Origin of the sequence: Bradyrhizobium sp., from assembly GCF_030654605.1 — a bacterium.
Lineage (GTDB): Bacteria > Pseudomonadota > Alphaproteobacteria > Rhizobiales > Xanthobacteraceae > Bradyrhizobium.
The window spans coordinates 1-22,387 of the sequence record NZ_JAURXB010000268.1 but is presented as its reverse complement, the minus strand read 5'-3'; the positions used below and the strand labels follow the sequence as shown (position 1 = coordinate 22,387).

General features: G+C 65.3%; 13 protein-coding genes and 1 pseudogene. 1 reads left to right on the top strand and 13 read right to left on the bottom strand.

Annotated features, from left to right (window positions below; all coding sequences use genetic code 11):
* The 4 genes from Q7U29_RS24060 to Q7U29_RS24045 all read right to left on the bottom strand — a co-directional run.
* Positions 1–623, bottom strand: a 623-nt coding sequence (locus tag Q7U29_RS24060) for a cation:proton antiporter (RefSeq protein ID WP_304745509.1), incomplete at its 3' end; no start/stop codon positions are given.
* Between the two features lie 123 nt (positions 624–746).
* Complete coding sequence (locus Q7U29_RS24055; protein WP_304745507.1) at positions 747–2,297, bottom strand: AMP-binding protein; 1,551 nt, start codon at positions 2,295–2,297, stop codon at positions 747–749.
* 18 nt (positions 2,298–2,315) lie between these two features.
* A complete protein-coding gene (locus Q7U29_RS24050) occupies positions 2,316–3,470 on the bottom strand; it encodes an iron-containing alcohol dehydrogenase (protein WP_304745505.1) in 1,155 nt (384 codons plus the stop codon).
* A gap of 289 nt (positions 3,471–3,759) precedes the next feature.
* A complete protein-coding gene (locus tag Q7U29_RS24045; protein ID WP_304745503.1) occupies positions 3,760–5,541 on the bottom strand; it encodes an acyl-CoA dehydrogenase family protein in 1,782 nt (593 codons plus the stop codon).
* 103 nt (positions 5,542–5,644) lie between these two features.
* Here Q7U29_RS24045 and Q7U29_RS24040 point away from each other — a divergent pair, with 103 nt between their 5' ends.
* Positions 5,645–5,947 carry a hypothetical protein gene (locus Q7U29_RS24040; protein WP_304745501.1) on the top strand — a complete coding sequence of 101 codons (303 nt, stop codon included), beginning with the start codon at positions 5,645–5,647 and terminating at the stop codon, positions 5,945–5,947.
* A 15-nt stretch (positions 5,948–5,962) separates the two neighbouring features.
* Here the strand turns inward: Q7U29_RS24040 and Q7U29_RS24035 are convergent, their stop codons facing one another.
* From Q7U29_RS24035 to Q7U29_RS23995, 9 genes and pseudogenes are all read right to left on the bottom strand, one after another.
* Entirely contained in the window at positions 5,963–6,484 is a 522-nt protein-coding gene (locus Q7U29_RS24035; protein ID WP_304745499.1) for a GNAT family N-acetyltransferase, read from the bottom strand.
* 9 nt (positions 6,485–6,493) lie between these two features.
* Entirely contained in the window at positions 6,494–7,018 is a 525-nt protein-coding gene (locus Q7U29_RS24030; RefSeq protein WP_304745497.1) for a phage tail protein, read from the bottom strand.
* Between the two features lie 9 nt (positions 7,019–7,027).
* Complete coding sequence (locus tag Q7U29_RS24025) at positions 7,028–7,534, bottom strand: phage tail protein (RefSeq protein ID WP_304745496.1); 507 nt, start codon at positions 7,532–7,534, stop codon at positions 7,028–7,030.
* 12 nt (positions 7,535–7,546) lie between these two features.
* Positions 7,547–8,056, bottom strand: coding sequence for a phage tail protein (locus Q7U29_RS24020; protein WP_304745494.1), 510 nt, complete (start codon positions 8,054–8,056; stop codon positions 7,547–7,549).
* Positions 8,057–8,249: 193 nt separating this feature from the next.
* Positions 8,250–17,480 (bottom strand): tandem-95 repeat protein, encoded by a 9,231-nt coding sequence (locus Q7U29_RS24015; RefSeq protein WP_304745493.1) that lies wholly within the window; start codon positions 17,478–17,480, stop codon positions 8,250–8,252.
* A 695-nt stretch (positions 17,481–18,175) separates the two neighbouring features.
* Positions 18,176–18,568, bottom strand: coding sequence for an MAPEG family protein (locus Q7U29_RS24010; RefSeq protein ID WP_304745491.1), 393 nt, complete (start codon positions 18,566–18,568; stop codon positions 18,176–18,178).
* 118 nt (positions 18,569–18,686) lie between these two features.
* Positions 18,687–19,775 carry a lipocalin-like domain-containing protein gene (locus tag Q7U29_RS24005; protein ID WP_304745489.1) on the bottom strand — a complete coding sequence of 363 codons (1,089 nt, stop codon included), beginning with the start codon at positions 19,773–19,775 and terminating at the stop codon, positions 18,687–18,689.
* Positions 19,765–22,227, bottom strand: a complete 2,463-nt coding sequence (locus Q7U29_RS24000; protein ID WP_304745487.1) for an ABC transporter permease — start codon at positions 22,225–22,227, stop codon at positions 19,765–19,767. The genes Q7U29_RS24005 and Q7U29_RS24000 overlap by 11 nt, the downstream gene beginning before the upstream one ends.
* A pseudogene (locus Q7U29_RS23995) lies at positions 22,224–22,387 on the bottom strand (ABC transporter ATP-binding protein); the annotation flags it as partial. The pseudogene Q7U29_RS23995 and the gene Q7U29_RS24000, both read right to left, overlap by 4 nt.

Here is a 22,387-nt window from a genome sequence, read left to right as displayed (position 1 = left end):
ACGGCCAGCGTCGCATTCACCAGCGCAAAGCCGAGATGGGTCATGACCGAGTCGCCGGAACGGCTGCCCATGATGGAGACCAGGAGCAGCATCGGTATCACGGCGAGATCCTGCGCCAGCAGGACGGCGAAACTGGCTCGGCCGGCGGTGGTGGCAAGCCGGCCGTGAGTGGAAAGCACCTCGATGACGATCGCGGTCGAGGACAAAGCAAGGCACGCACCAAGGATGACCGATACCGTGGGCGGGTTGCCGAACAGGTTGGCGATGCCGCCGATCACGGCGGCGGAGAGGATGATTTGCAGGCTTCCCAGTCCGAACACCAGCCGCCGCATGGTCTTCAGGCGTTCAAAGGACAGCTCCATGCCGATAATGAACAACAGGAACACCACGCCGAGTTCGGCGATACCGGCCACGTTCCTGGCATCGACGACGGTGACCCAGTACAGCAACGGAAACTGCTTGATCAGCGAGCCCAGTCCAAGCGGGCCGAGGATCGCGCCCGCCGCAAGATAGCCGAGCACGGGGCTGAGCCCGAAGCGTCGCACCAGGGGAACGACGATGCCGGCGGTGCCCAGCACCACCAGCGCATCGCTGTAGACATCGATATTGATCGGTGCGGCCACCCAGTTCCCTTCCGGTTGATCCAGGGCCATCCGTGCAGGATTAGCTGGTACAGGCCTATTGAAGGCCCATGCCACGGCGTATCCGTTCGCCACGCATTAGCGGACGACAGGCCTGCTGTCGGTTTACAGAATCCGGGACGTCTTGTCGCCCCAGTAGCGGTCGCGCAGCAATCGCTTGTAGAGCTTGCCGGTCGGCAACCGCGGCAGCTCCGCCTCGAAGTCGATCGAGCGCGGCACTTTCTGGCGCGACAGCGACTGGCTGCAGAACGCGATCAATTCGTCGGCCAGTTCCGGTCCAGGCGCTATTCCCGGCATCGGCTGCACCACGGCCTTCACCTCCTCGCCGAGATCGGCATTGGGCACGCCGAACACGGCGGCATCCGCGACCTTGGGGTGGGTGATCAGCAGGTTCTCGCATTCCTGCGGATAGATGTTGACGCCGCCGGAGATGATCATGAAGGTCGCGCGGTCGGTCAGGTACAGAAAATTGTCCTTGTCGACATAGCCGACGTCGCCGACCGTGCTCATGCTGCCGTCCGGCGAGCGCGCCTCCTTGGTCTTGTTCGGATCGTTGAAATATTCGAACGGCGTCGCGGTCTTGAACCAGACCGTGCCCGGCGTGCCGATCGGACAGGGCTTCATGTCCTCATCGAGAATGTGGAGGTCGCCGAGCAGCACGCGGCCGACGCTGCCCCGGTGCGCCAGCCATTCCTCGCTGTTGCAGGCGGTGAAGCCGAGGCCTTCGGTAGCGCCGTAATATTCGTGGATGATCGGACCCCACCATTTGATCATGTCTTCCTTCACCGCCGCCGGACACGGCGCCGCGGCATGAACAGCGATTTCGAGCGACGACAGGTCGTGACCTTTCCGCCTTGCCTCCGGCAGTTTCAGCATGCGCGAGAACATGGTCGGCACCAGCTGGGTGTGAGTGACGCCCCATTGCTCGACCAGATCGAGGTAACGCTCGGGGTCGAACTGCTCCATGATGATGACGGTGCCGCCGCTCTTGATCGCGAGATTGACGGCGGCCTGCGGCGCCGAATGGTACAGCGGCGCCGGCGACAGGTAGATCATGCCTTCGCGGTACTGCCAGAGCTTGTGCAGGAAATCGAACAGCGGCAGCTGCTGGTCTGCCGGCAGTTCCGGCAGCGGCCGCAAAATGCCTTTGGGACGGCCGGTGGTACCGGACGAATAGAGCATCGCGGTGCCGACGCATTCATCCGCGATCGGCGTGCCCGGCAACCCGGCCGTGGCTTCGCGCAGACCGACGATGCGGTCGCTCTCGCCGGGACCGTCCGCCACGATGCAGAGTTCGACCTTGGGGCAGTCCTTGAGCGCCTCGCGCGCGACGTCGAGTTTGGCCACTGATGTAAACAGCACGCGGGATTCGCTGTTGCCGACGATGTAGGCGAGTTCGCTCGGCGTCAAATACGAGTTCACGCAGGTGTAGTACAGGCCGGACCGCTCGCCGGCGCCGCAGGTCTCCAGATAGCGGCTGTTGTTTTCCATGAAGATCGCATAGTGGTCGAGCCGCTTCAGGCCGAGATTGCGCAGCAGATGCGCCAGCCGGTTGCTGCGCGCCTCCAGTTCGCGATAGGTCACGGTCTCGCCGGACCCTGCCATGATGAATGCGGGCTGCAGTGGACGCAGCTGAGCATGTTTGCCGGTATACATTTTTTCTCCAGTCTTTTCTCAGGCGGCCAGAAGCAGAATTTCGCGCAACTGCGCGGGGGAGTCGATTTTGCGCGGGTTGCGCGGAACCCACGGCGTTGCCATCGCCTGCTCGGCGATGCGATCGAAATGCTCGGGGCCGATCCGCACGTCCTGCAGGCTGCGCGGCATGCCGAGGCCGCGGATGAAGCCGTCCAGCACATCGCCGGCATCCTCGCCGGGCTGTCCCATCGCCGCCGAAACCAGCGCCTGCCGCTCCGCATTGACGGATTTGTTCCAGCGCATCACCGAGGGCAGCATCACGCAGGAAGTATAGCCGTGCGGGACGTCGAACACGGCGCCGAGCACATAGCCGATGCCATGGCTGGCGCCCATCGGCACGCCCGACGACAGCGGCCCCATCGAAAGCCAGGTGCCGATCTGGCAATCCATCCGCGCGTCCAGATCATCAGGGTCGGCCTTCACCCGCGGCAGGCCCTGCGCCAGCATCGACAATCCCCTGATCGCCTGGGCGTCGGCGTAGGGATGGGCCTCGCGCGAACAAATGCCTTCGACGCAGTGATCGACGGCGCGGATGCCGGTCGACAGAAACAGCCATTCCGGCGTGTGCACGGTGAGCGCCGGATCGAGGATCGCGGCGCGCGGCATTGCCTTGGGATGGGCCAGCCGCTCCTTGACCTTGGTGTGTTCGTTGGTGACGCCGGCAATGGCGCTGAACTCGCCGCCGGCAATCGTCGTGGGCACGCTGATCTGGCGCACCGTTGGCGCGTTCATCTTGGGCGAGCCGCCCTTGTGGGCGCGGACCCTGTCGATATCCTCGACATCACGGATATCATTGGCGAGGCATATCTGGACCGCCTTAGCGCCGTCGGTGATCGAGCCGCCGCCAACCGTGACGATGAGGTCGGCGCCGGCGGCGCGGGCCTGCGCGGTCGCCGCGATCACGGCGGCGCGCGGCGTATGCGCCGGCATCGCATCGAACGTGCCGACGCAACGCGGGCCCAGCGCCGCCCTGATCTTCGCGATCTCGCCGGTCTCGCGGTTCAGCGTGCCGCTGACCATCAGGAAGGCGCGCGTCGCACCCAGACGGTCCAATTGCCCGACAATGGCCTCCGCGGCCGGCGTGCCGAAGATCACCTCGTCCATGGCGCCGAAAACCACACGCCCCTTGTGCACGATCGTCCTCCCGAACACTTTGGTCTTTGCGACCTTGGGGAGCAATCTAGCGGAGTCGGCGGGGAGGGGAACTGGAAAATGCGGGCGCTCCATCCAGGTTCGGGGTGGCGTTGCTCCAGGAAAGCTGTCGCCCCTGCGAACGCAGGGACCCATACGCCGTGCCGTCTATACTGTGGATGGTGTTAGCGGGTTGGTTGAACCAAGTCGCCTTTGCATCAGGCAACCGGGATTATGGGTCCCTGCGTTCGCAGGGACGACGCAAGGGGGTTCAAGCTTTCGCTCTACCCAATCAGCTCAACAATCCCGTAACCTCCGCCAGCGTCACCGGCCGCTGCGAAAGCACGAGCTCGGCGATGGCGCGATCGGATTCCCCTTCGCCTGATGCCAGCGGATCCCGCGCACTGAGGCGGTGGTCGAGGACCAGCCGCGCATGGAGTGCGCGGCGGGCGTCGGCGCCCGGCTGCGCGGCTTCCCATGTCATCAGGATGGCGCTGGTGACGTGATAGAGCGCGCTTGCCGCCCGGCGTGCATTCGCTTCCTCAGCCGGCTCGGCCGCAACGCGCTCGACCAGAGCAAGCGTCCGCGCCAGCGCGGTACGCAAACGGTCGCGGAACGCCGCGGGGATCAGGCGCGCGTGATTGAGCAGGTTGGTCAGCGCGAGTGCGAGCGTGCGGTGCGTGCCGATCTTGCCGACCGCGCGCCCGACGATATCGAGCGCGTTGATATTGCTGGTGCCTTCCCAGAGCACGCCGACATGGGCGTCGCGGATCAGCCTCGCATGCACCCATTCCTCGATGTAGCCGTTGCCGCCGCGCACTTCCATCGCGCCGGTCGCCACCGGAATATTGTCGCGGCAGGCTCGGAACTTGAGCAGCGGCGTGAGAATGCGCAGGCAGTCCTCGGCGGGCCTGGAGCCGGCATTGGCGCGGTCCATCGCGCTGGCGGTGAACAGAAACATCGAGAGCGACTGCTCGGCCGGCACGATGATCTTGAGCAGCTGGCGGCGCAGCAGCGGATGTTCGATGATGGTCTTGCCGAACGCCGCGCGACCGCGCGCGCAGGTAAGCGCCTCGTTGACGCAGCGCCGCATCATCGCCGCGGCGCGAACGCCATGCGACAGCCGCGACAGATTGACCTGCTCCATCATCTGCTTGAGGCCGCGATCGGCCTCGCCGACCATCCAGGCCTCGGCGCCCTCCAGCAGGATCTCGCCCGACGCCATCGAGCGGGTGCCGAGCTTTTCCTTGAGGCGAACGATACGGTAGGCGTTGCGGCTGCCGTCCTTCAGCCTTCGCGGCATCGCGAACAGCGCGAGCCCTTTGGTGCCGGCTGGCGCGCCCTCGGGCCGCGCCAGCAGCAGCGCGACGTCGGCGTCGGCGTGCGAGCAGAACCATTTGTCGCCGGTGAGCCGCCATTTGCCGTCGACCTTGCGGGCGGTCGTCTCGATGCTGCCGACGTCGGAGCCGCCGGAACGTTCGGTCATGAACTGCGTGCCCTTCCACATCGTGGCGAGGTCGCCGGACAGCATCTTCGGCAGCAGATAATCCTGCAACTCGCGGCTGGCGAATTTGCGGATCAGATGGATCGATGTGTCGGTGACGCTGATCGGGCACATCAGCCCGAATTCGGCCTGCACGAACAGATATTGCAGCGCGTATTTGGCGACCGCCGGCAGCGGGCGGTCCATGCCGAGCGTGCCGGCGCGGTGGCTCATGGCGTGGAACTGGAAGTCGCCGAACGCGATGGCTTCCATGTCGCGGTAGGAGGAATGGTGGTCGATCCAGTCCTCGTCGCGGCCGAAACGGTCGCGGGCCTGCAGCACCGGCGGGTGCTTGTCGGCAACTCGGGCGAGTTCATCGAGCCGGCCGCCGGAAAGCCGGCCGAGGCGGTCGAAATGGGGTTCGAGCCGGGAGAAGTCGTCGGGCTGCAAATAGAGCCGGAGCAGGTCGCGCAGGCCGCGATCGATGGCATAGAAGTTCTGTCCGGCGCAATCCGGCGCGATGTGGTCGGCGCCGTGCTTCGGATTGCTGGCCGCGGCGGCGCCGGACGATTTGTGGGATGGCGCGTGCATGGTGGTCCTCGTTCTCCGGATCGTCCGGTCGGCTGCGGCATCGATACGATGGCCGGGCGCCCACGATGTGCTATAGGGAATGCTCAACCACAGGGACGCTGCAATGGCATCATCGCCAGACATCGCGACGCTGAGCATCGACGATTTCGAGCCGCATCTCAATGCCATCTTCGAGATGAACTCGCCGCGCGGCATGGTGCCGCTGCAACTCGCGAAGACCGAATCCGCCGGGCAGGCCCAGCGCGAGGGCGGGGCGTTTTCGCTGCTGTTCGTCGCGCCCGCCGGCGCCTTTTTGCCGCAGGCGATCTATCCGGTCCAACACCCGGCGCTCGGCATCATGGAGATTTTCCTGGTGCCGGTCGGGCCGGTGCCGGGCGGCAACGGCTACCACGCGGTATTCACGTGAAGCGCGGGCGCGCGCTCAGCCTGCCGCGGCGGACCAGCGCATCAGGTCGTAGACGCCCTTGTCCTCCAGCGTCTCGAATCCGAGCCGCCGGTACAGCCGCATCGCCGGGTTGAACTTCTCGACATGGATCGACACCGCCTTGCCGAAGGCTGCGGCCTCGTCCATCAGGTCGCGCAGCAGCGCCTCTCCCAGACCCTGCCCGCGATGCTCCGGCAGGAAGGCGATGTCGATGATGCGGTGCTGGGTGGGCCAGCGCCCGAGATAGAGCCGGCCGATGTCCTCTCCGCCGCGGATCGTCACCAGCCAGTCGGCGTTGGGATAGTACTGCTGGTAATGCGCGTGTTGCGCCCTGAACTGGGCCTCGAGAAACGCGGCCTTGTCGTCGTCGGACCAGTCGGTGACGGCCAACTCGTCGGCCCGCGTCGAGGCGTAGAGTTGCGCGAGGAACGGCAGATCGCCTTCCGTGAGAGTGCGGAAGCCGAGACCCGAACTCGTCGCGCGCGTCCAGCCGAACGGGATCGGCGCCGCTGCGTCCATTCAGGGATCTCAGGTTCGCGGCGGGAAAACGCCCTGCAGGGCGATGCAGAAATTCAAGGTGAGGTACGGCATCATATTGTTATGCGGCTGGCTACTCCCGGCCAACGTCAGAGCCTGCGGAGCCATGGTCACCAGGTTGGCCGCGGCGGTGTAAATTGTCGCGTTTGTCGATTTTGCCAGCGACCGGGTCGGCGAGGGAGCATTGAGTTCGCCGAGGTCGATATCATGGTCCCGCATCGCGTGCGGGTGCGACGGAATCTCGGATTGCAGCAAAGTCACGGTCTCGACCCCACCGGTTTCGCCGAGAAAGCGCTCCGACAGGCCGGGACCCTGGCCCGGATGCATAGGCGCATTTCCCTGCATGTCGGGCAGCGCGAAGTTGCTCTTGCCGTTGCCGCCATAGGTGGTGCCGAGCAGCGAGAACAGCGCCGTGTTCTGCGACAGCGGCAACAGCTGTCCGTCGCAGAAGGCCCAGCCCTTGGGCGCGAAATTGAACGGGAAAATGCGGATCTCGGCGACGAATGGGTCGGCCATGGCGTGCTCCTAGGTCGGGCTTGGGAATATCCCGAACAGCGAAATGATGAAGTCGACGCAGAGGTAGGGCTGAACATTGGTGTGCGGCTGGTTGCCCCCAACGCCGGTCACCGCCTGAGCGTTGAGATTGGTGTCCGTTGGGTCCTGTATGTATGGCAAAGCTCCAGCGCCGATCTGCGCCACGATCTTGCCTGACGGATTGGCATCCTGGCCTACGTTGGTCGACCCGATCATGGGATGCGTGTGCGCCGCCATCTGCTGCACCGTCAGTGTGACGTCTTCGACGCCGCCAGGCTGGCCGAGAAGAAAGCCAGGGCCCTGGTGCAGCGGCAGCCGGCCGCGCAGGTCAGGAACGGCAAATGTGCTTTGCCCATCGCCGCCATAGGTGGTGCCGATCAGCTGAAAGAGGGTTTCGTTCTCGGAGATTGGAAGAAGCGAACCATCGCAAAAATTCCAGCCGGCCGGCGCGAAGTTGCCGGCGAACATGCGGACCTCGCCCACATAAGGCTGTGCCATCGAGATGCTCCGTTAATTCTGCGACGGGAAGATCCCCTGCAAGGCGATGCAGAAGAGGAGGGTAAGATACGGTTGCATGTTGGTATGAGGCTGCGAGCCGCCCACCGTGGTTATGGTCGTGGGATGCAGCGTCGTCAGGCCACCCGACGACACGTCCGCGTAAAGGCGGCCGGGAACGACCCCGAGCACATTGTTCGCACCGTCTTGCGTGTTGCCTGTATTCCCGCTTCCCTGCGCAAAATGCGTATGATTGGGCAGCTCGGCGACGGTCAGTGTATGCGATTGCTCGCCGCCTCTCTCGCCGAGGAAGTGACCCTGACCGCCCTTGTGGTTGGGTACCCGCCCGCGCAGATCGGGCAGTGCGAAGGTAACGCGCCCGTCGCCGCCATAGGTCGTCCCGAGCAGGGAAAACAAGGCCTGGTTCTGATTGATGGGAAGCAGTTGTCCGTCGCAGGTCGCCCAACCCTTGGGCGCGAAGCTGAACGACATCATCCTGATTTCTGAAAGGAAAGGTTCAGCCATGGCAGCCCCGCGGTTCTACCTGAGGATATCATTATGCTGAAATACAGCGGCAAGTCGACATGAATCTGCGTTCGACGATTCGGCTGTGTGAATGCAGCACGGCCGGTGCGCCCGGGGGTTGCACGGTGATCCGCGGTAAGGACCGCGGGGCTCACCATTTGAGCAACGCAAGAGCGGCGAAGCGTTGTCGCTCTTACACCAGCAGATCGACGTGAATTTGCGCGCGATGGATCGCGCCGTTGTCGATCAGCACGCTGACGTCGTCGCCAGCATGCGCGCCGTCGATCTGCGCGACATCGACCCAGGTTGGGCCGGCTTTGCTACCCCAATTCCAGTTGGCGGTGTTGACCTGCAGGGTGGCGAAAGTGCCGCTGGCATCTTCCACCGCGCGGACCACGTATGCGTCGTTCACGTTCGATCCATGGAAAGACGCCGTCAGTGCGGAGAAGTCGAAGCTGTCACCCTGGATGAAGCTGTAGTCGGCGACATGCGTCAGCGGAGCCGAGACACTGGCCGGGACACTCGCGAACACGAACTGATCGGCGCCGGCCTCGCCGACCAGAATATTGCCGCCCGAGCCGGCATAGATGGTGTCGTTGCCGGCGGTGCCGCGGATGACGGGCAGCAGGGGTGCCTGGGCGTTCGCTTGCGCCTGCACCGGGCCGGCGTTGGCCTGCGGCAAATCCGCTGTGTCGGGCAGCCGGCGTTCGCCGTCGACCAGCGTATCGGCCATCACGTCATCCGCGTCCTCACTATGCGCCAGTCCGAGCGCGTGGCCCATCTCATGGACCACGGCGGTGAGCAGGTCGAGATGGCCGGCCGCGGCGCTGGCCGGATCGGCGAACAGTTGAGTGCCGGCGGCATTGGCGGCGTGGGCGAACTCGAAATTGTCCGATAGCGTCGAATCGACGAACCAGCCATGGCCGGCGGCATTGGTGTCGATGACGATGTGGCCCGCCGTCCGCTCGCCGATGGTATTGCCCGAGAGATCATCGACGGTGAAGGTAATCGCCGCCAGCGCCGCCAGTTGGGCCGGGGATGTGCCCGCATCCTTCCATTGCAGGATCGCCGCGGCGACCACGACGTCGAGCTGCGCCTGCGTCAAATGGGTTTCGCCCGGCGTGGGCGTGGAGGCCTGAACGCCGCCCGCCGCGGCGATGAGAGGCGCATCATCGGTGATCACGCCCCGGGCAAAACTGCCGTTCGCAGTGCCGCTATTGCCGACGTCGAGCACGACCGATTCGTCGAATTCGGTTGCGTCACCGTCGGCTATGGGATTGACGGTGATAATCGCCGTCGCACTGCCAGCTGCGAACATGACGGTTCCGAGTCCGGTGCTGGCCACGAAAGTGGTGCTTCCCATGACAGTGAAATCGGACGTCGCGCTCGCGGTGCCGGTGATCGCAAAGTTCGCGATCAGCGACGAGGCCGTGCTGCCATTGCGCGTGAGTGTGTAAACAAGATTCGTAGCGCCGTCTTCGAGCACCGAAGGCGTCGAAACGGAGACGGAGATGAAGGCCGGCGAGGCGTTGCCGCTGTACGACCCGCTAGCGACGGTGGCGCTCGCGGGGTCAACCTCAAAATTTCGAGAGTTCAAATAGTCGATGACAGCATTGGTATCGGTAGAACCTCCCGCATAGCCGTCAAGGTTGATGTTGTCGGCAAAGCGCTGCCTCACGCGAATACCGCCGCCCGCACCAACTGTACCGCCCAGCGAATGGGTAATGATGTTGGCAAGCGCGCCGGCACCGCCGATGTTCAGATCCAGGAACGAGCCCGCGCCCGATGGGTCCGCGACACCCGATGTCCCGACGATCGCATTGTCGGCATTGTTGCCGCCATTGAGCAGAAGATCGATGTTGTTTCCGGTGATGGTCGCCCGCGTCGTGGCGGCACCGTCCTGACCTTGCTGGACGATGATCGCGCGCTGTCCTCCGGCATAGGTGATCATGTTGTCGGTGATTGCGGCGTTGATGACGCCACCGCCGGCGTTGAAGACGAAGACGCCGTCGGCCGCCAGTTCATCGGCAACGCTGATCGTATTGCCGTGGATGCGCGCATCGAAAACGTAGCCGGTGTCGAACGCCGACCCGAGCAAGCTGATGACGACGAAATCGCCCGCCGCCACACTGCTCAGCGTGTTGCCGGTCGCTTCGAGGTCAACCGAGCTTGAGTCGCCCGCACTCACCGAAAGCTGGTCGTTGTTGCCGCTCGACGTGCTGTTGTTCACCCGAAGGTTCATCGTGGCGGTGTCGAACGCGTCCGCCACGATACCGCCGCTGAAGTTGTTCGTGGAGCTGACGCCATCCAGGCTGATATTGGCGACCGTCGTGCCGCGAATACCGAACAAATAGCCGCTGCCTAGTGTGGAGTTGGTGGCGCTGCCGCCGGTGATGGTCAGGTCGAGATTGCCCGACTGCGTTTGCAGGTTTAGATTGTCGTCGAAGCTGCCGGTGATCGTGGTGTTGGTGATCGCGCTCGCGCCCGACATGTTAAAGAAATGAATGCCGTCTTCATCCGCTTCGTTACCGACGTTCGAGATCGAGCTGTTGCTCAGCGTGAAGTTGGCGACAGTATTGCCGTTGATACCCTGCTCGGCGCCGCCGCTGATGTTGATGTTGTCCAAGTTGACGGTGGTCACGGTCTGCAGATGGATCGCCGCGTTGGTCGCGAGGTTGTCGCCGGTCGACAGCCCTGAATTGTCGGCGTCGAGATCCGATGTTCCCGCGTTGGTAAAGTTCATGTTGCTCAGCGAGACGTCGCTGGTGTTGATGAAGCTCGCGCCGCGGCCGGTGGTGCTCTGAATGGTGCCGCCGGATCCATCGGTCGATCCGGTGCCGGTAACGATCAGTCCGCCACTGCTGCCGGTGTTGTTGAGCACGATGCCGTTGACGGCGCCGTTGGCGCTGATGTCCTGGAAGGTGACGTCGCTCGCGCCGATCGTGGTGTTCGAGATGTTGAGCGCGGTGCCGGTCGTGGTCGCGATGTGGTTGCCGGATCCGGTGACGTTGACCGTGCCGCCGCCGGTGGCAATGAAGCCGCCGCCGCTGCCGGTGGCGTCGATGGTCATGTTGCCGCCGGTGAAGTTGAAGTTGGCGGCGTTGGTGCCGCCGAGATTGACGCCGGTGCCGAGCGTGGTGTCGATGTTGAGGGTGCCGGAGAAGGCGACGGTGGTGCCCCCGGTCTGGTCGGTGATGTTGATGGCGTTGGAGGAGCCGGTACTGAAGTTGAGCGCCGAACCCGAGAAGGTGAAATTGCTCGAATTGTCGTCGAGCACGATGGCGCCGCCGTTGCCGCCGGAATAGGTCAGATTGCCGGAGAGCGTCACGGCCCCCGTCGCATGGTCCTGGATATTGACCGCATGCACGCCCGCGCCCGTGCTGATGCTGCCGCCGTAGCTGATAGCAGCGGTGCCGCCGGTGTTGTCGGCGCCGCCGCCGTTGCCGACCATGAATCCCACGGAAGCCGATCCGCTGATGGCGCCGGCGGCGGCGGAGAAGCTGCCCGACAGCAGGCCGACGCCGGCCGCCGCGGTGCCCGCGAGCTGGATGCCGAAGGTGCCGCCCGATGAACTGACGGTCCCGAGCTGCACGTCGAGCGTGCCGCCCTGGTCGATATCGACGGCCTGGCCGGCGCCGGAGATGTCCATATTCCGGACGACGAGGGTGCCGACGTCGTTGTTGCCGTCGTCGAGGCCGCTGGTGCCCGAGGCGGTCGAGATGTTGACGTTACGGATCGTGTTGTTGGAGGCGAGGTCGATGCCCTGGTCGCCGCCGGTCACGCTGATGGTCGGGCGCGTACCGGCGTTCGGAATATTGACCACATTGCCGTTGACCGGGTTGGTAAAGCTGAGCGTCTCGCCCGCGCCCCAGACCTGCTGGCCGTTCTGCAGATCGAGGCCCTCGCCGGTGTAGGTGCCGGTGCCGGTGCGCACCACGATGTAATCGTTGGCGCCGGGGCCAGCCGAATTGTTGAAGTCGGCGACGGTGCGGAACGGATCGGCGATGGTGCCGGAGCCGCCGGCGCCGAGGCTGCCGAAGTTGGTGTTGTCGATGAACCAGACCTGCGGCACGACGCCGATGTGAACGACTTCGGTATCGGTCAGCGGCCCGCCAAGCCCGCTATTGCCGCCGTCATTGGTCAGGACGGTAAGGTTGGCCTGCCCGGCAAAGCCATCGGTGCTGTGGAAGGTGACGTTGTTGGCCAGCGTGGCGTTGATATCGGCCACGGTGCCCGACAGCGTCAGCGTCGCGGTGCCGTTGGCGCCGGCGCTGATGCTGGCCGAGCCTGCCAAAGTGACGGCGACGGTGCCATTGGTGACCGAGAGCTGGGTGGTGACGGTGCCCGAGCCGGCATCGACGTCGGCGATCGAGATGCCCGAAATCGCGGTGTCGGTGTTGGAAAACGCGGTCGGCACCGCGGCGTCGGCCGGAATGGTGACGACCGGCGCGTCGTCCTGGCCGACCACATTCACCGTCGCTGTGGCGACCGTGCTGGCGTCGGTGCCGTCGGTGACCTGAATGTCGAAATGGCGGTCGCCGTCAGCCGGGTTCTCGCTTGAATTGTTGTATTGCACCGCCTCGACGGCGGCCTCGTAGGCGGCGACCGACGCGCTGCCGCTGAACGTGATCACATTGCCGGAGACGGAATAGCTGACGCCGCCGATCGAGCCGCTGGTGTTGCCCGAGACGGTCAGCACATCCTGTCCGCCGACGAAATCGGTGAGCGTGACGGTGGCGCCGGCCAGGGTGGCGCCGTCGGCGTCGGAAAAATCAATGGCGGACGTGATGAACACCGCCGTTGAGGGCGGACCGCTGCCTTCGCTGAAGGTCGCGGTGGTGGCCGTCGTGTCGATGCCGCCGCCGGGGACGAGGTCGATCAGCGGCGCGTCGTTGACCGGGGTGACGGCAACGGACGATGCGATGCTGAGCGAGGCGATGTTGTCGTTGGCGCCGCCGGTCGGACCGGTGTCGCTGAGCGAAGTGAGGGTGACGACGCGGGTGGCGGCGCCGGGATTTTCGCTGGTGTTGTCGTAGGCGAGGCCGTCGACGATCGACTGCATGACGGCGGCGGAGACGCCGCCGACTTTCGAAATCGTAACCGTCGCGACGCCGCCCGCGAGCACGACCGAGGCGGTCATGCCGTTGGTCGCGGTGATTTCGGAATTGCCGTTGTTGAGCTCGACCACGGTGCCGTCGATGGTCAGGTTTTCGGTGGCGCCGGTGCCGGCGACGTTGCTGACGGTGAGGATGAGCGTGTTGAGGTTCTGCCCGGCCTCGATCGCAGAGGCGACCACGGGCGTCGAGAACAGGTCGACCGCCGCCCCGTTCTCCGTGAAGCCGGGGTTGAGCCCTGTAGTGGTCAGGGTCGGCTCGTCATTGACCGGGGTGACCGTCACCGTGGACGAGACCGCCAGCGTCGAATTGATATTGTCATTGCCGCCGCCGTTGAGGCCGTCGTCGCGCAGCGAGGTGACGGTGACGACGCGGTTGGCGCTGCCGGGATCCTCGCTGGTGTTGCCATAGGCAAGGTTGTCGACCAGGGTCGCCATATCGGCGGCTGAAATGCCGGTGGCGCGTGAGACCGTCACGGTCGCGGTGCCGCCGGCGAGTACGACGGAAGCCGTCATGCCGTTGGTCGCGGTGACCTCGGAATTGCCGTTGTTGAGTTCGACCGTGGTGCCGTCGATCAGCAGGCTCTCGGTGGCGCCGGTGCCGGCCACGTTGGTGACGGTGACGATGATCTGATTGAGGGTTTGGCCGGCTTCCACCGTCGAGGCGAACGGGCCCGAGAACAGGTCGACCGCCGCGCCGTTTTCGGTAAAGCCCGGATTGGCAGCGGTCGCCGTCAGCGTCGGCTCGTCATTGCGCGCCTCGACGTGGATCGTCGCGGTGTCCGAGGGGCTGTCCACAAAACCGTCGTTGACGGTGTAGGTAAGGATGCGGTCGTCCGCCGTGGGATCGTTGCTGGAGTTCTGATACCGGACCGATTCCAGGAAGGTCTCGTATTCCGCCCGGGTGGCGGTGCCGGTCGCGGTCAGTGTGTTGCCGACCAGATTGCCGGTGATGTTGGCGGTATTGGTGAAGGTCAGCACGTCCTGAGCGCCAGCGTAGCCGCTGGAGATGACGACGGTCGCACTTTCCATGTTCGCGTCGTCGGGGTCACTGACCGTGATGCTGCTATCGACCAGCGTCGCGGTGTCGTTCTCGACATAGGTGATCTCGCCGTCGACGCCGATGCTCGGCGCGATGTTGAAATTCACGGTCGAAGCGATGCCAGGCGTGCCGGTGGCGACGCCGCCGAGCGCGGTACCGCCGTCATCGGTCAATGAGACGATGGTGACGACGCGCGCCGGATCGCCGGGAGAAACAACGGTGTTGGTGTAGCTCAGCGCGTCGATCAGCGTGCCGGTCTGGGCTCCGGACAGGCCGGGGCTGGTGATGGTGACGGTGGCGGTGCCGCCGGACACGGCGACGGCATAGGTTACGCCGAGCGTTGCGGTTGGAGCGCCGCTTACGGTGCCGTCGACCAGCGCCACGATGTCGCCGTCGATGGTGAGGCTTTCGTCGGTGTCGGAAATATTGGTCACCGTCAGCACCAGCTGGGTGATGACCTGTCCGCTCTCGACCGTGGAGGCCGTGACGCCGGAGAACAAATCCGCTCCCGGCACATAGGCTGGATTGTTCGCGGTCGCGGCCACCGTCGGCGCGTCGTTGACCGAATTGACGGTGATGTCGATGCTGCCGGTCGGATTGGAGCCTTGCGGCCCGTTGGCGCCGTCGTCGAAGGCGATGCCGACGCTGGGCGTGCCGAAGAAATTCGGCGCCGAATCATAGGTCACCGCCGCCAGCGCGGCGTTCACCGCGGCCGGGGTTCCGGTGATGGTGTAGGTCAGCACGCCCGCATTGAGCACGCCGGCTCCAGCGCCGACCAGCACGCCTGCGGGCGCATCCAGCGTCAGCGTCGCCGTGATGTTCGCGCTGTCGATGTCGGCCGTCACCGGCGGCAGCGTGAACAGCGTGGTCGCGGCGGCGTCCTCGTTGATGGTCAGCGACTGCGACAGGTTGGTCGCGGTCGGCGCGTCGTTCACCGCGTTGACGGTGATGCTGACGGTGCCGGTTGGATTGGTGCCATGCGGGCCGTTGCTGCCGTCGTCGATTGCGACGCCGACATTGGTAGGACCGGCGAAATTATCGGCGGAATCGTAGGTTACCGCCGCCAGTGCGGCAGTTACCGTCGCCGCTGTTCCGGTGATGGTGTAGGTCAGTACGCCGGCGTTCAGGACGCCGGCGCCGGCGCCGGTCAACACGCCCGCCGCCGCGTCGAGCGTCAGCGCCGCCGTTACGTTCGTACTGTCGATGTCGGCCACCACAGGCGCCAGCGTGAACAGCGTGGCTGCCGCGCCATCCTCGCCGACGCTGAGCGACTGCGTCAGATTGGTCGCGGTCGGTGCGTCGTTGACCGCGTTGATGGTCACGGTGCCGGTGCCGATCGGGTTGGATCCCTGCGGCCCGTTGGCGCCATCGTCGATCGTGATGCCGACGTCGGTGATCCCGTTGAAATCGGGAGCGGAATCGAACGCCACCCCGGCCAGCGCGGTGGTGACCGCGGCGGGCGTTCCCGTGATGGTGTAGGTCAGTACGCCCGCGTTCAGCACGCCGGCTCCGGCGCCGGTCAGCACGCCCGCCGTCGCATCCAGCGTCAGCGTTGCCGTCACCGTGGCGCTGTCGATGTCCGATACCACAGGTGCCAGTGTGAACAGCGTCGTTGCCGCATCGTCTTCGCCGATGGAGAGCGACTGCGTCAGGTTGGTCGCGGTCGGCGCGTCATTCACCGCATTGACGGTGATGCTGATCGTGCCGGTCGGATTGGTCCCCTGCGGGCCGGCGGCGCCGTCGTCGACGGTGACGCCGACGCTGGTCGGGCCGTTGAAATTATTGGCGGAATCGTACGTCACCGCCGCCAGCGCGGCGTTCACTGCCGCTGCGGTCCCGGTAATGGTGTAGGTCAGCACGCCCGCATTCAGGACGCCGGCCCCGGCGCCGTTCAGCACGCCCGCCGCCGCATCCAGCGTCAGCGTCGCCGTCACATTCGAGCTGTCGATGTCGGCCACCACGGGCGCCAGCGTAAACAGCGTGGCTGCCGCGCCATCCTCGCCGACGCTGAGCGACTGCGTCAGATTGGTCGCGGCCGGCGCGTCGTTCACCGCGTTGACGGTGATGTTGATGCTGCCGGTCGGGTTGACACCCTGCGGGCCGTTGGCGCCGTCGCCGATGGTCACGCCGACGCTGGTGGCGCCGTTGAAATTCGGTGCGGAATCGTACGTCACCGCGGCCAGCGCGTTACCCACGGTCGTCGCGTCGCCTGTCATCGTGTAGGTCAGCACGCCGGCCGACAGCACGCCGGTCCCGGCGCCGATCAGGACGCCCGCCGCCGCATCGAGCGTCAGCGTCGCCGTGAACGTGCTGCCGTCGATGTCGGCCATTGCAGGTGCGACCGTGAACAGCTGCGTTGCCGCTGCATCCTCGTTGACGACAAGCGACTGCGTCAGGTTGGTCGCGGTCGGCGCGTCGTTCACCGCATTGACGTTGATCGTGATGGTATTGGGCGTTGCATCGAGATCGACGCCGCCATTGGCGGTGCCGCCATTGTCGCGGACCTGAAAGGTGAAGCTGGCATAGCCTGCGCCGCTGGTGTTGGCCACCGGGACGAATACCAGTTGACCCGCCGCGATGGCGGCGGCGGAAACGGAATCGCCGGCAACGACTGCTACACCGTTGTTGAGCAACGTACCCGTCGCGGGCAGGGTTGCGATCCGCACCGCGGTCAGCGCGTTCGGTGCGGAACTGTCGGAGGGATCGGTAAAGCCAAAATCCGCGGCGCTGAAGACATAATTGGTGTCCTCGCTCGCGGCAACCGCGCCATTGGTGCCTGCAGGCGCTTCGTTGACATTGCCGACGCCGATCGTGAACGTCTGCGATGTGGTGAGGATGCCGTCGGTCGCCTGCACGGTAATGTCGTAGGCGAAACCGGGAGCAGTCTCGTAGTCGAGCGCCGCGGCGACCGTGACCACGCCGGTGGCGGCATCGATCTGGAAGCGGCCGCCGGCACTGTCGCTCAGCGAATAGGTCAGCGGCAGACCGCTTGGATTGTTGGCCTGGGCGGCTATCCCGACCTGCGTGCCGATCGCGGCATTTTCCAGAACGCTGTTGACGCCCCCATTGTTGTCAGCCGGCGCCGACAATGTCGGTGCAACCGGCGGAAAGGGCGTGTTGGCCGGCAGGCCCGCGTAAAGCGCCTTGGTCCCGTAGGCCGCCTGAAATGCCGCCGCCTCAGGGGTAAGAATGATATTCCCCGCATTGTCGAAAATCAGCGCCGGCCGGGTGATACCGCCGACCGTATACGGGGGAGCCGTATTGGGCATTTCTACTCCTTACGTCCGCGCAACGTGCGGCGTGAACTCGTCGAGCAACTGAATGGCGGAGTGCGCGTGGTTTGCGGGGCGGTCCGGTTCTGCCAGGAGAACGGCGGCTCTGGAGCAAGCCCGTCCACGAAGATCCCCAATGATCGTGAGATCCGTCATCTTCGCGCGACGCCCCGATTACTCGTGTGCACCCCCGGACGGATCAATAAATGTTCAAGCGAAAAAAAAGCGGAAGCAAAATTAACTCGGTGGCAACCAAGTCCGTCGATTTCACTCTTATTTTGCGCGAACCTTGGAGTCAATGTTCCTAGAAGTAGTGGTGCGGCCCGGCGGCGGTAACCTGCCGTTAACCTTGACGCGTGCGCCGGGGGCCGCTCGCCGCGATGGAAATGGACGATGCGGTTGTCATATTTCTGCAATCCGCAAGCGGGCAGCGGCGCGGGTGAGGCGGGAGCGGAGATCGATCGGCCGGTGTCATCGCCCGGGACAGCGCGAGCAGCGTGATATCGCGAACGACCTTTACCCCGTGAGGCTCGATCGACGGACAGCGGAGCCGGGACGCACGCTTGATCGATGGATGGCATCGCTGCCTCCCGAAAAAGGGATTGCAGACCGATAGCCCCCGCCGCGACCGGAAAATGTGAACTGCTTCACAATCTCGGATTAGTGATCGCGACGTGTGAGAGCGGCCGCGCTCACCCCTGCACGATCCGCCACACGATCGCACCCAGCGCGCCGGCCCAGAGCAGGGTGCCGGCCAGCGCCTGAAGGGCAAAACCCGGGCCGCGCTTGGCGGCAGCTTGCGAGTAACCGGTCAAATAGAGCACGCGGCCGGCAATCCAGACCAGGCCGAGCATGGCGGCGTAGGAATCGCCGATATAGATCGCAAACAGCCAGAGCGAGGGCAGGAAAATCGGCATCCATTCCAGCGTGTTCATCTGTACGCGAAACACCCGCTCGAAATCGGGATTACCCGAGGTCGCCGGCACCTTGATGCCGAACGCCACCCGCGCTCGTGACACCTGGATGCCGGTGAAGAAGTAGAACAGGATGGCGAGACAGGTGACGAGTGCGGTGAAGTGGTACATCGAAATCCCTTTGGAGGTTTATCGTCGTCATTCCGGGACGCGAACGAAGTGAGCGAACCCGGAATCTCGAGATTCCGGGTCTGGTCCTGCGGACCATCCCGGAATGACGGTGCTGGCTTCAGTACCCGGTCATTTCCAGATATCCTAATCCGGCGTGGCTGCCTGTAAAACTGATCGGGCCCTCCCAATAGGGAAAGCTGGTGCCCATCCAGCTTTTCGGGTTCAACGCCGAGGTTTCGATCGCAAACCCGCGGGCGGGAATGGCGACGCGCCAGGCGGTCGGCACCTTGCGGCCGGCGACGTCGGTCACGACAACAGGCGTGATGCTGTTGCCGGCTGACGCAATTTCGGCCGAGCGGCCGTCGGGTGCGATCCAGTTGCCGAGCAGATCGTTACGGCCGTCCTGCTGGCGCAGCCGGTACAGCATCAGCTTTTCGCCCGAGTTCAGGTGCAGCGAGAACCAGTCCCATCCGGTCTGGTCCGGGCCAAGCGGCTGGCTGCTCCATTCGCGGTCCATCCAGGCAAGGCCGGTGACCTCGACGGGCTTGTCGCCGATGCCGATGCGGCCGCTCGCCTTGAAAAACGGCTGGCTGTAATAATACGACGCCTGTCCGCGTTCCGATTTCCTGGAGTAGCCGGCGTTGCCCTGCAGCACCAGCGGCCGGTCGGCGTCGAGCCGCAGCGTGTAGGAAAAATCGGCGCCCGACGCCTTGAGGTCGAGCGGCGCAAGCATGGCCTCGCGCATCGGATTGCCGCCGCGCATTTCCCAGGCATCGATCCAGGCGAGAAACGGCTTTGTGTCGACGCCGGCCTGGCCGACGCCGCCGCGCGCAAAGGCTTCGCCATGGCGATGCGTATCCGCTGAAGTCACCGCGGCATGGCCCATCCAGATCTGCTGGTTGGCCCAGCCCTGCGCTTGCGCTCCCGGCCGGGTGGCCTGGCGGAACAGCGTCCACTGCGCGCCATAGGCCGCTCCGCTGGCATCCCTCAGATTCGCCGTCACGTACCACCACTCGATGCGAAACTCCGGATGCGGGCCGTGGTCGCCGGGAAACGCGAAGGTCCTGCCGGGCACGACGGCCGCGAACCCTTCCGCGTTCTCGCCGAGCCCGGCAAAGCCCTGCGCGCGTGCCGCGCCACCGCCGAACCCGAGCAGGGCAAGTCCGCCAACGAAGGCGCGGCGCGATAGTTTGCGGCTAGCGTTCATCGGCGAAAATCTTGATCAGGCTGGCCGGCTGCATCCGCGCCAGTTTCATCACCGGAAGCAGGGCGGCCAGCAGCGAAGCCGCCATAACAACGCCTAGCAGCTCGAGCAGTTGCAGCGGGAACACGTGAAACGGCAGCCGCCAACCAAAGGCCTTCACATTCACCACCGCAATCAGGCACCACGCCACCGCCAGACCAAGCGGCAGCGCCAGCAGCGCGGTGATCAGCGCCACTGACATGGTCTTGATCAGCTCGATCGCGGCCAGCCGCCGTCGCGTGATGCCGATCGCCCATAGCGGCGCCAGTTGCGGCAGCCGCGAATTGCTCAGGGTCAGCAAGCTGGTCAGCAGTGCGATGCCGGCGACCCCGAGAGTGAAGGTGTTGAGCGCCGCGGTCACCGCAAAGGTTCGATTGAAAATGCGTTTCGACTCCGCCTTCATGGTGGCCTGATCGGCGAGACTGCGGTCGCCGAGATCGAATTTTTCGCGCAGGGCCGATAGCAGCGCCGGGATTTCGGCTGGTGCGACCCGCAGGCCAAACCGTGTGGCGGGGAGGGCAGGAAAGCGCCGGGTCAGCGCCGCGTAGTTGACGGCGACCTGGCCCTTCGGGTTGCCGTAATCGGCATAGATACCGACGATCTCGAGCGGCCAGTTGCCGCCGGGCGCGGGCACTTCGATGCGGTCGCCGACCGCAAGTTTCAACCGCCGGGACAGTTGTTCGCTGATCAGCGTGGCATCGCCCGGCCGCAGGCGAACCCAGGGGTTGGCGCTGGATTCAAGCAAGGGCCAGTTCTCACTATAGGTGGTGTGATCAGGCAGGCCCAACACCTCGATCGGCGCGCCGCGGAATTGCACGTCGGCCCGGCCGCCGGGAAGGATCGCCTCGACTTCCGCACGGCCGCGCAGCCAGGTCTTGATCGCGGTCGCCTGCGCATCGTCTTTGGCGCTGACATAGACGTCCGCCGCCAGCCGTCCGTCGAGCCAGCCGACAAAGGTCCGGCTGAAGCTTTCCACCATGGTGCCGACACCGACATTGACCGCGAGCGCGAGCAGCAGTGCCATCAGCGCCAGCGAGAGCCCGGAGAGTTGCTGGCGGCTGTCGGCCCAGAACCAGACTGCGAGCGGGCGGCGCGCGCTGCGCTGGCCCAGCGAGAGCACGCGCTCCAGGATCGCCGGCAGCAGCAGGGCGGCGGCCAGCAGCAAGGCGGCGAGCACGGCAAATCCTGACAGCAGCGAGTCGCCGTGCCACAGCAGCAAACAGGCGGACGCGAACACGGCGAGCGCGATCGCGCTCTGAACCGTCAGCCAGCGCTGCTGCGCCTGTTGCCAGGCCTGCGGTTGCGCCGCCACCAGCACCGGAAGGCGCGCGGCCTTGGTCAGGCTTGCCGCCGCCGCCGCCAGCGCGCCTGTTACGGAGATGGCGAGGCCGGCGATCCACCATTCGCTGCGCAGCGTCAATTGCCCGGGGATCTGCGCGCCATAGAGTCCGCGCAAGCTTGCGGCGACATCGGGCAGCAGGGATGCCGCGATGAAATAGCCGCAGACCAGGCCCGTGACGCCGGCGATCAGCGCCAGCGCCACCAGCTCGATCACCAGTACCGCGTTCAGCATCCGCGCCGACGCCCCGCAGGCGCGTAGCGTTCGCAGCATCGGCCGCCGCTGCTCGAACGCCAATCCGATCGCCGAATTGACGATGAACAGTCCGACCACGAAGGACAGCAGGCCAAATGCCGTCAGGTTGAGGTGAAAGCTGTCGGTGAGCCGTTCGAGATCGCTTTCCGCGTCTGGCTCGACCAGGCGCAGCCTGTCGCCGACGATGGTTTCCAGCGCCGCGCGCGGGCCTTTGGCCTTGCCGATCAAGAGGCGCGAGAGCTGGTCCGGCATGTTCAGGAGTTGCTGGGCGATGCCGATATCGACCACCAGCACGCCGGGCGCCAGTTGCGGCTGCATCCGCAGCGGCGGCAGCAAGGTGCCGCCGCTGGTCGAAGGCCGCGTGCCTTCCGGCAAATTGAGATCGGCAAACGCCTCGGGCGCCACCAGCATTTCGCCGGGCGGTGTGACGAAGGATTGCAGGCCGGATCGACCGACCGTCGGCGCGTTGCCGACCTCGCTTGGCAGCGTGACCGGCTCGATGCCCAGCAGCCGGAACGAGCGTCCGCCGATCTGGATGCGGCCTTCGAGCACCGGCGACACCGGCCAGCCGGCGCGGCGCAGCTCGACGAACAGGGCCTGCGGGAAGGTCGTATCGTCGCGGCCGACAAGCATGGCAGTTCGCGCCCCGCCGAAGGTCGCGGCCGCGCGGTCGTAACTGATGCGTGCCTGCGCGTTCAGCGCCTGCACGCCGCTCCACAACGCGGTCGCGGAGACCAGCCCGATCAACAGGGTCGCCAGTTGCATCGGATGCCGCCGCCAGTGGCTGAGCAGAACCGCGAAAATCCAGAGGGCGCGGCTCACGCGATTAGTCCTGCATGGAGATGGATCCGGCGATCGAGCGTGGCGGCGAGCCGGGTGCTGTGCGTCACCATCAGGAAGCCGCAGCCGGTGCGCGTCACCAGATCGCGGGTCAGCGCCAGCACGTCATCCGCGGTCGCCTCGTCGAGATTGCCGGTGGGTT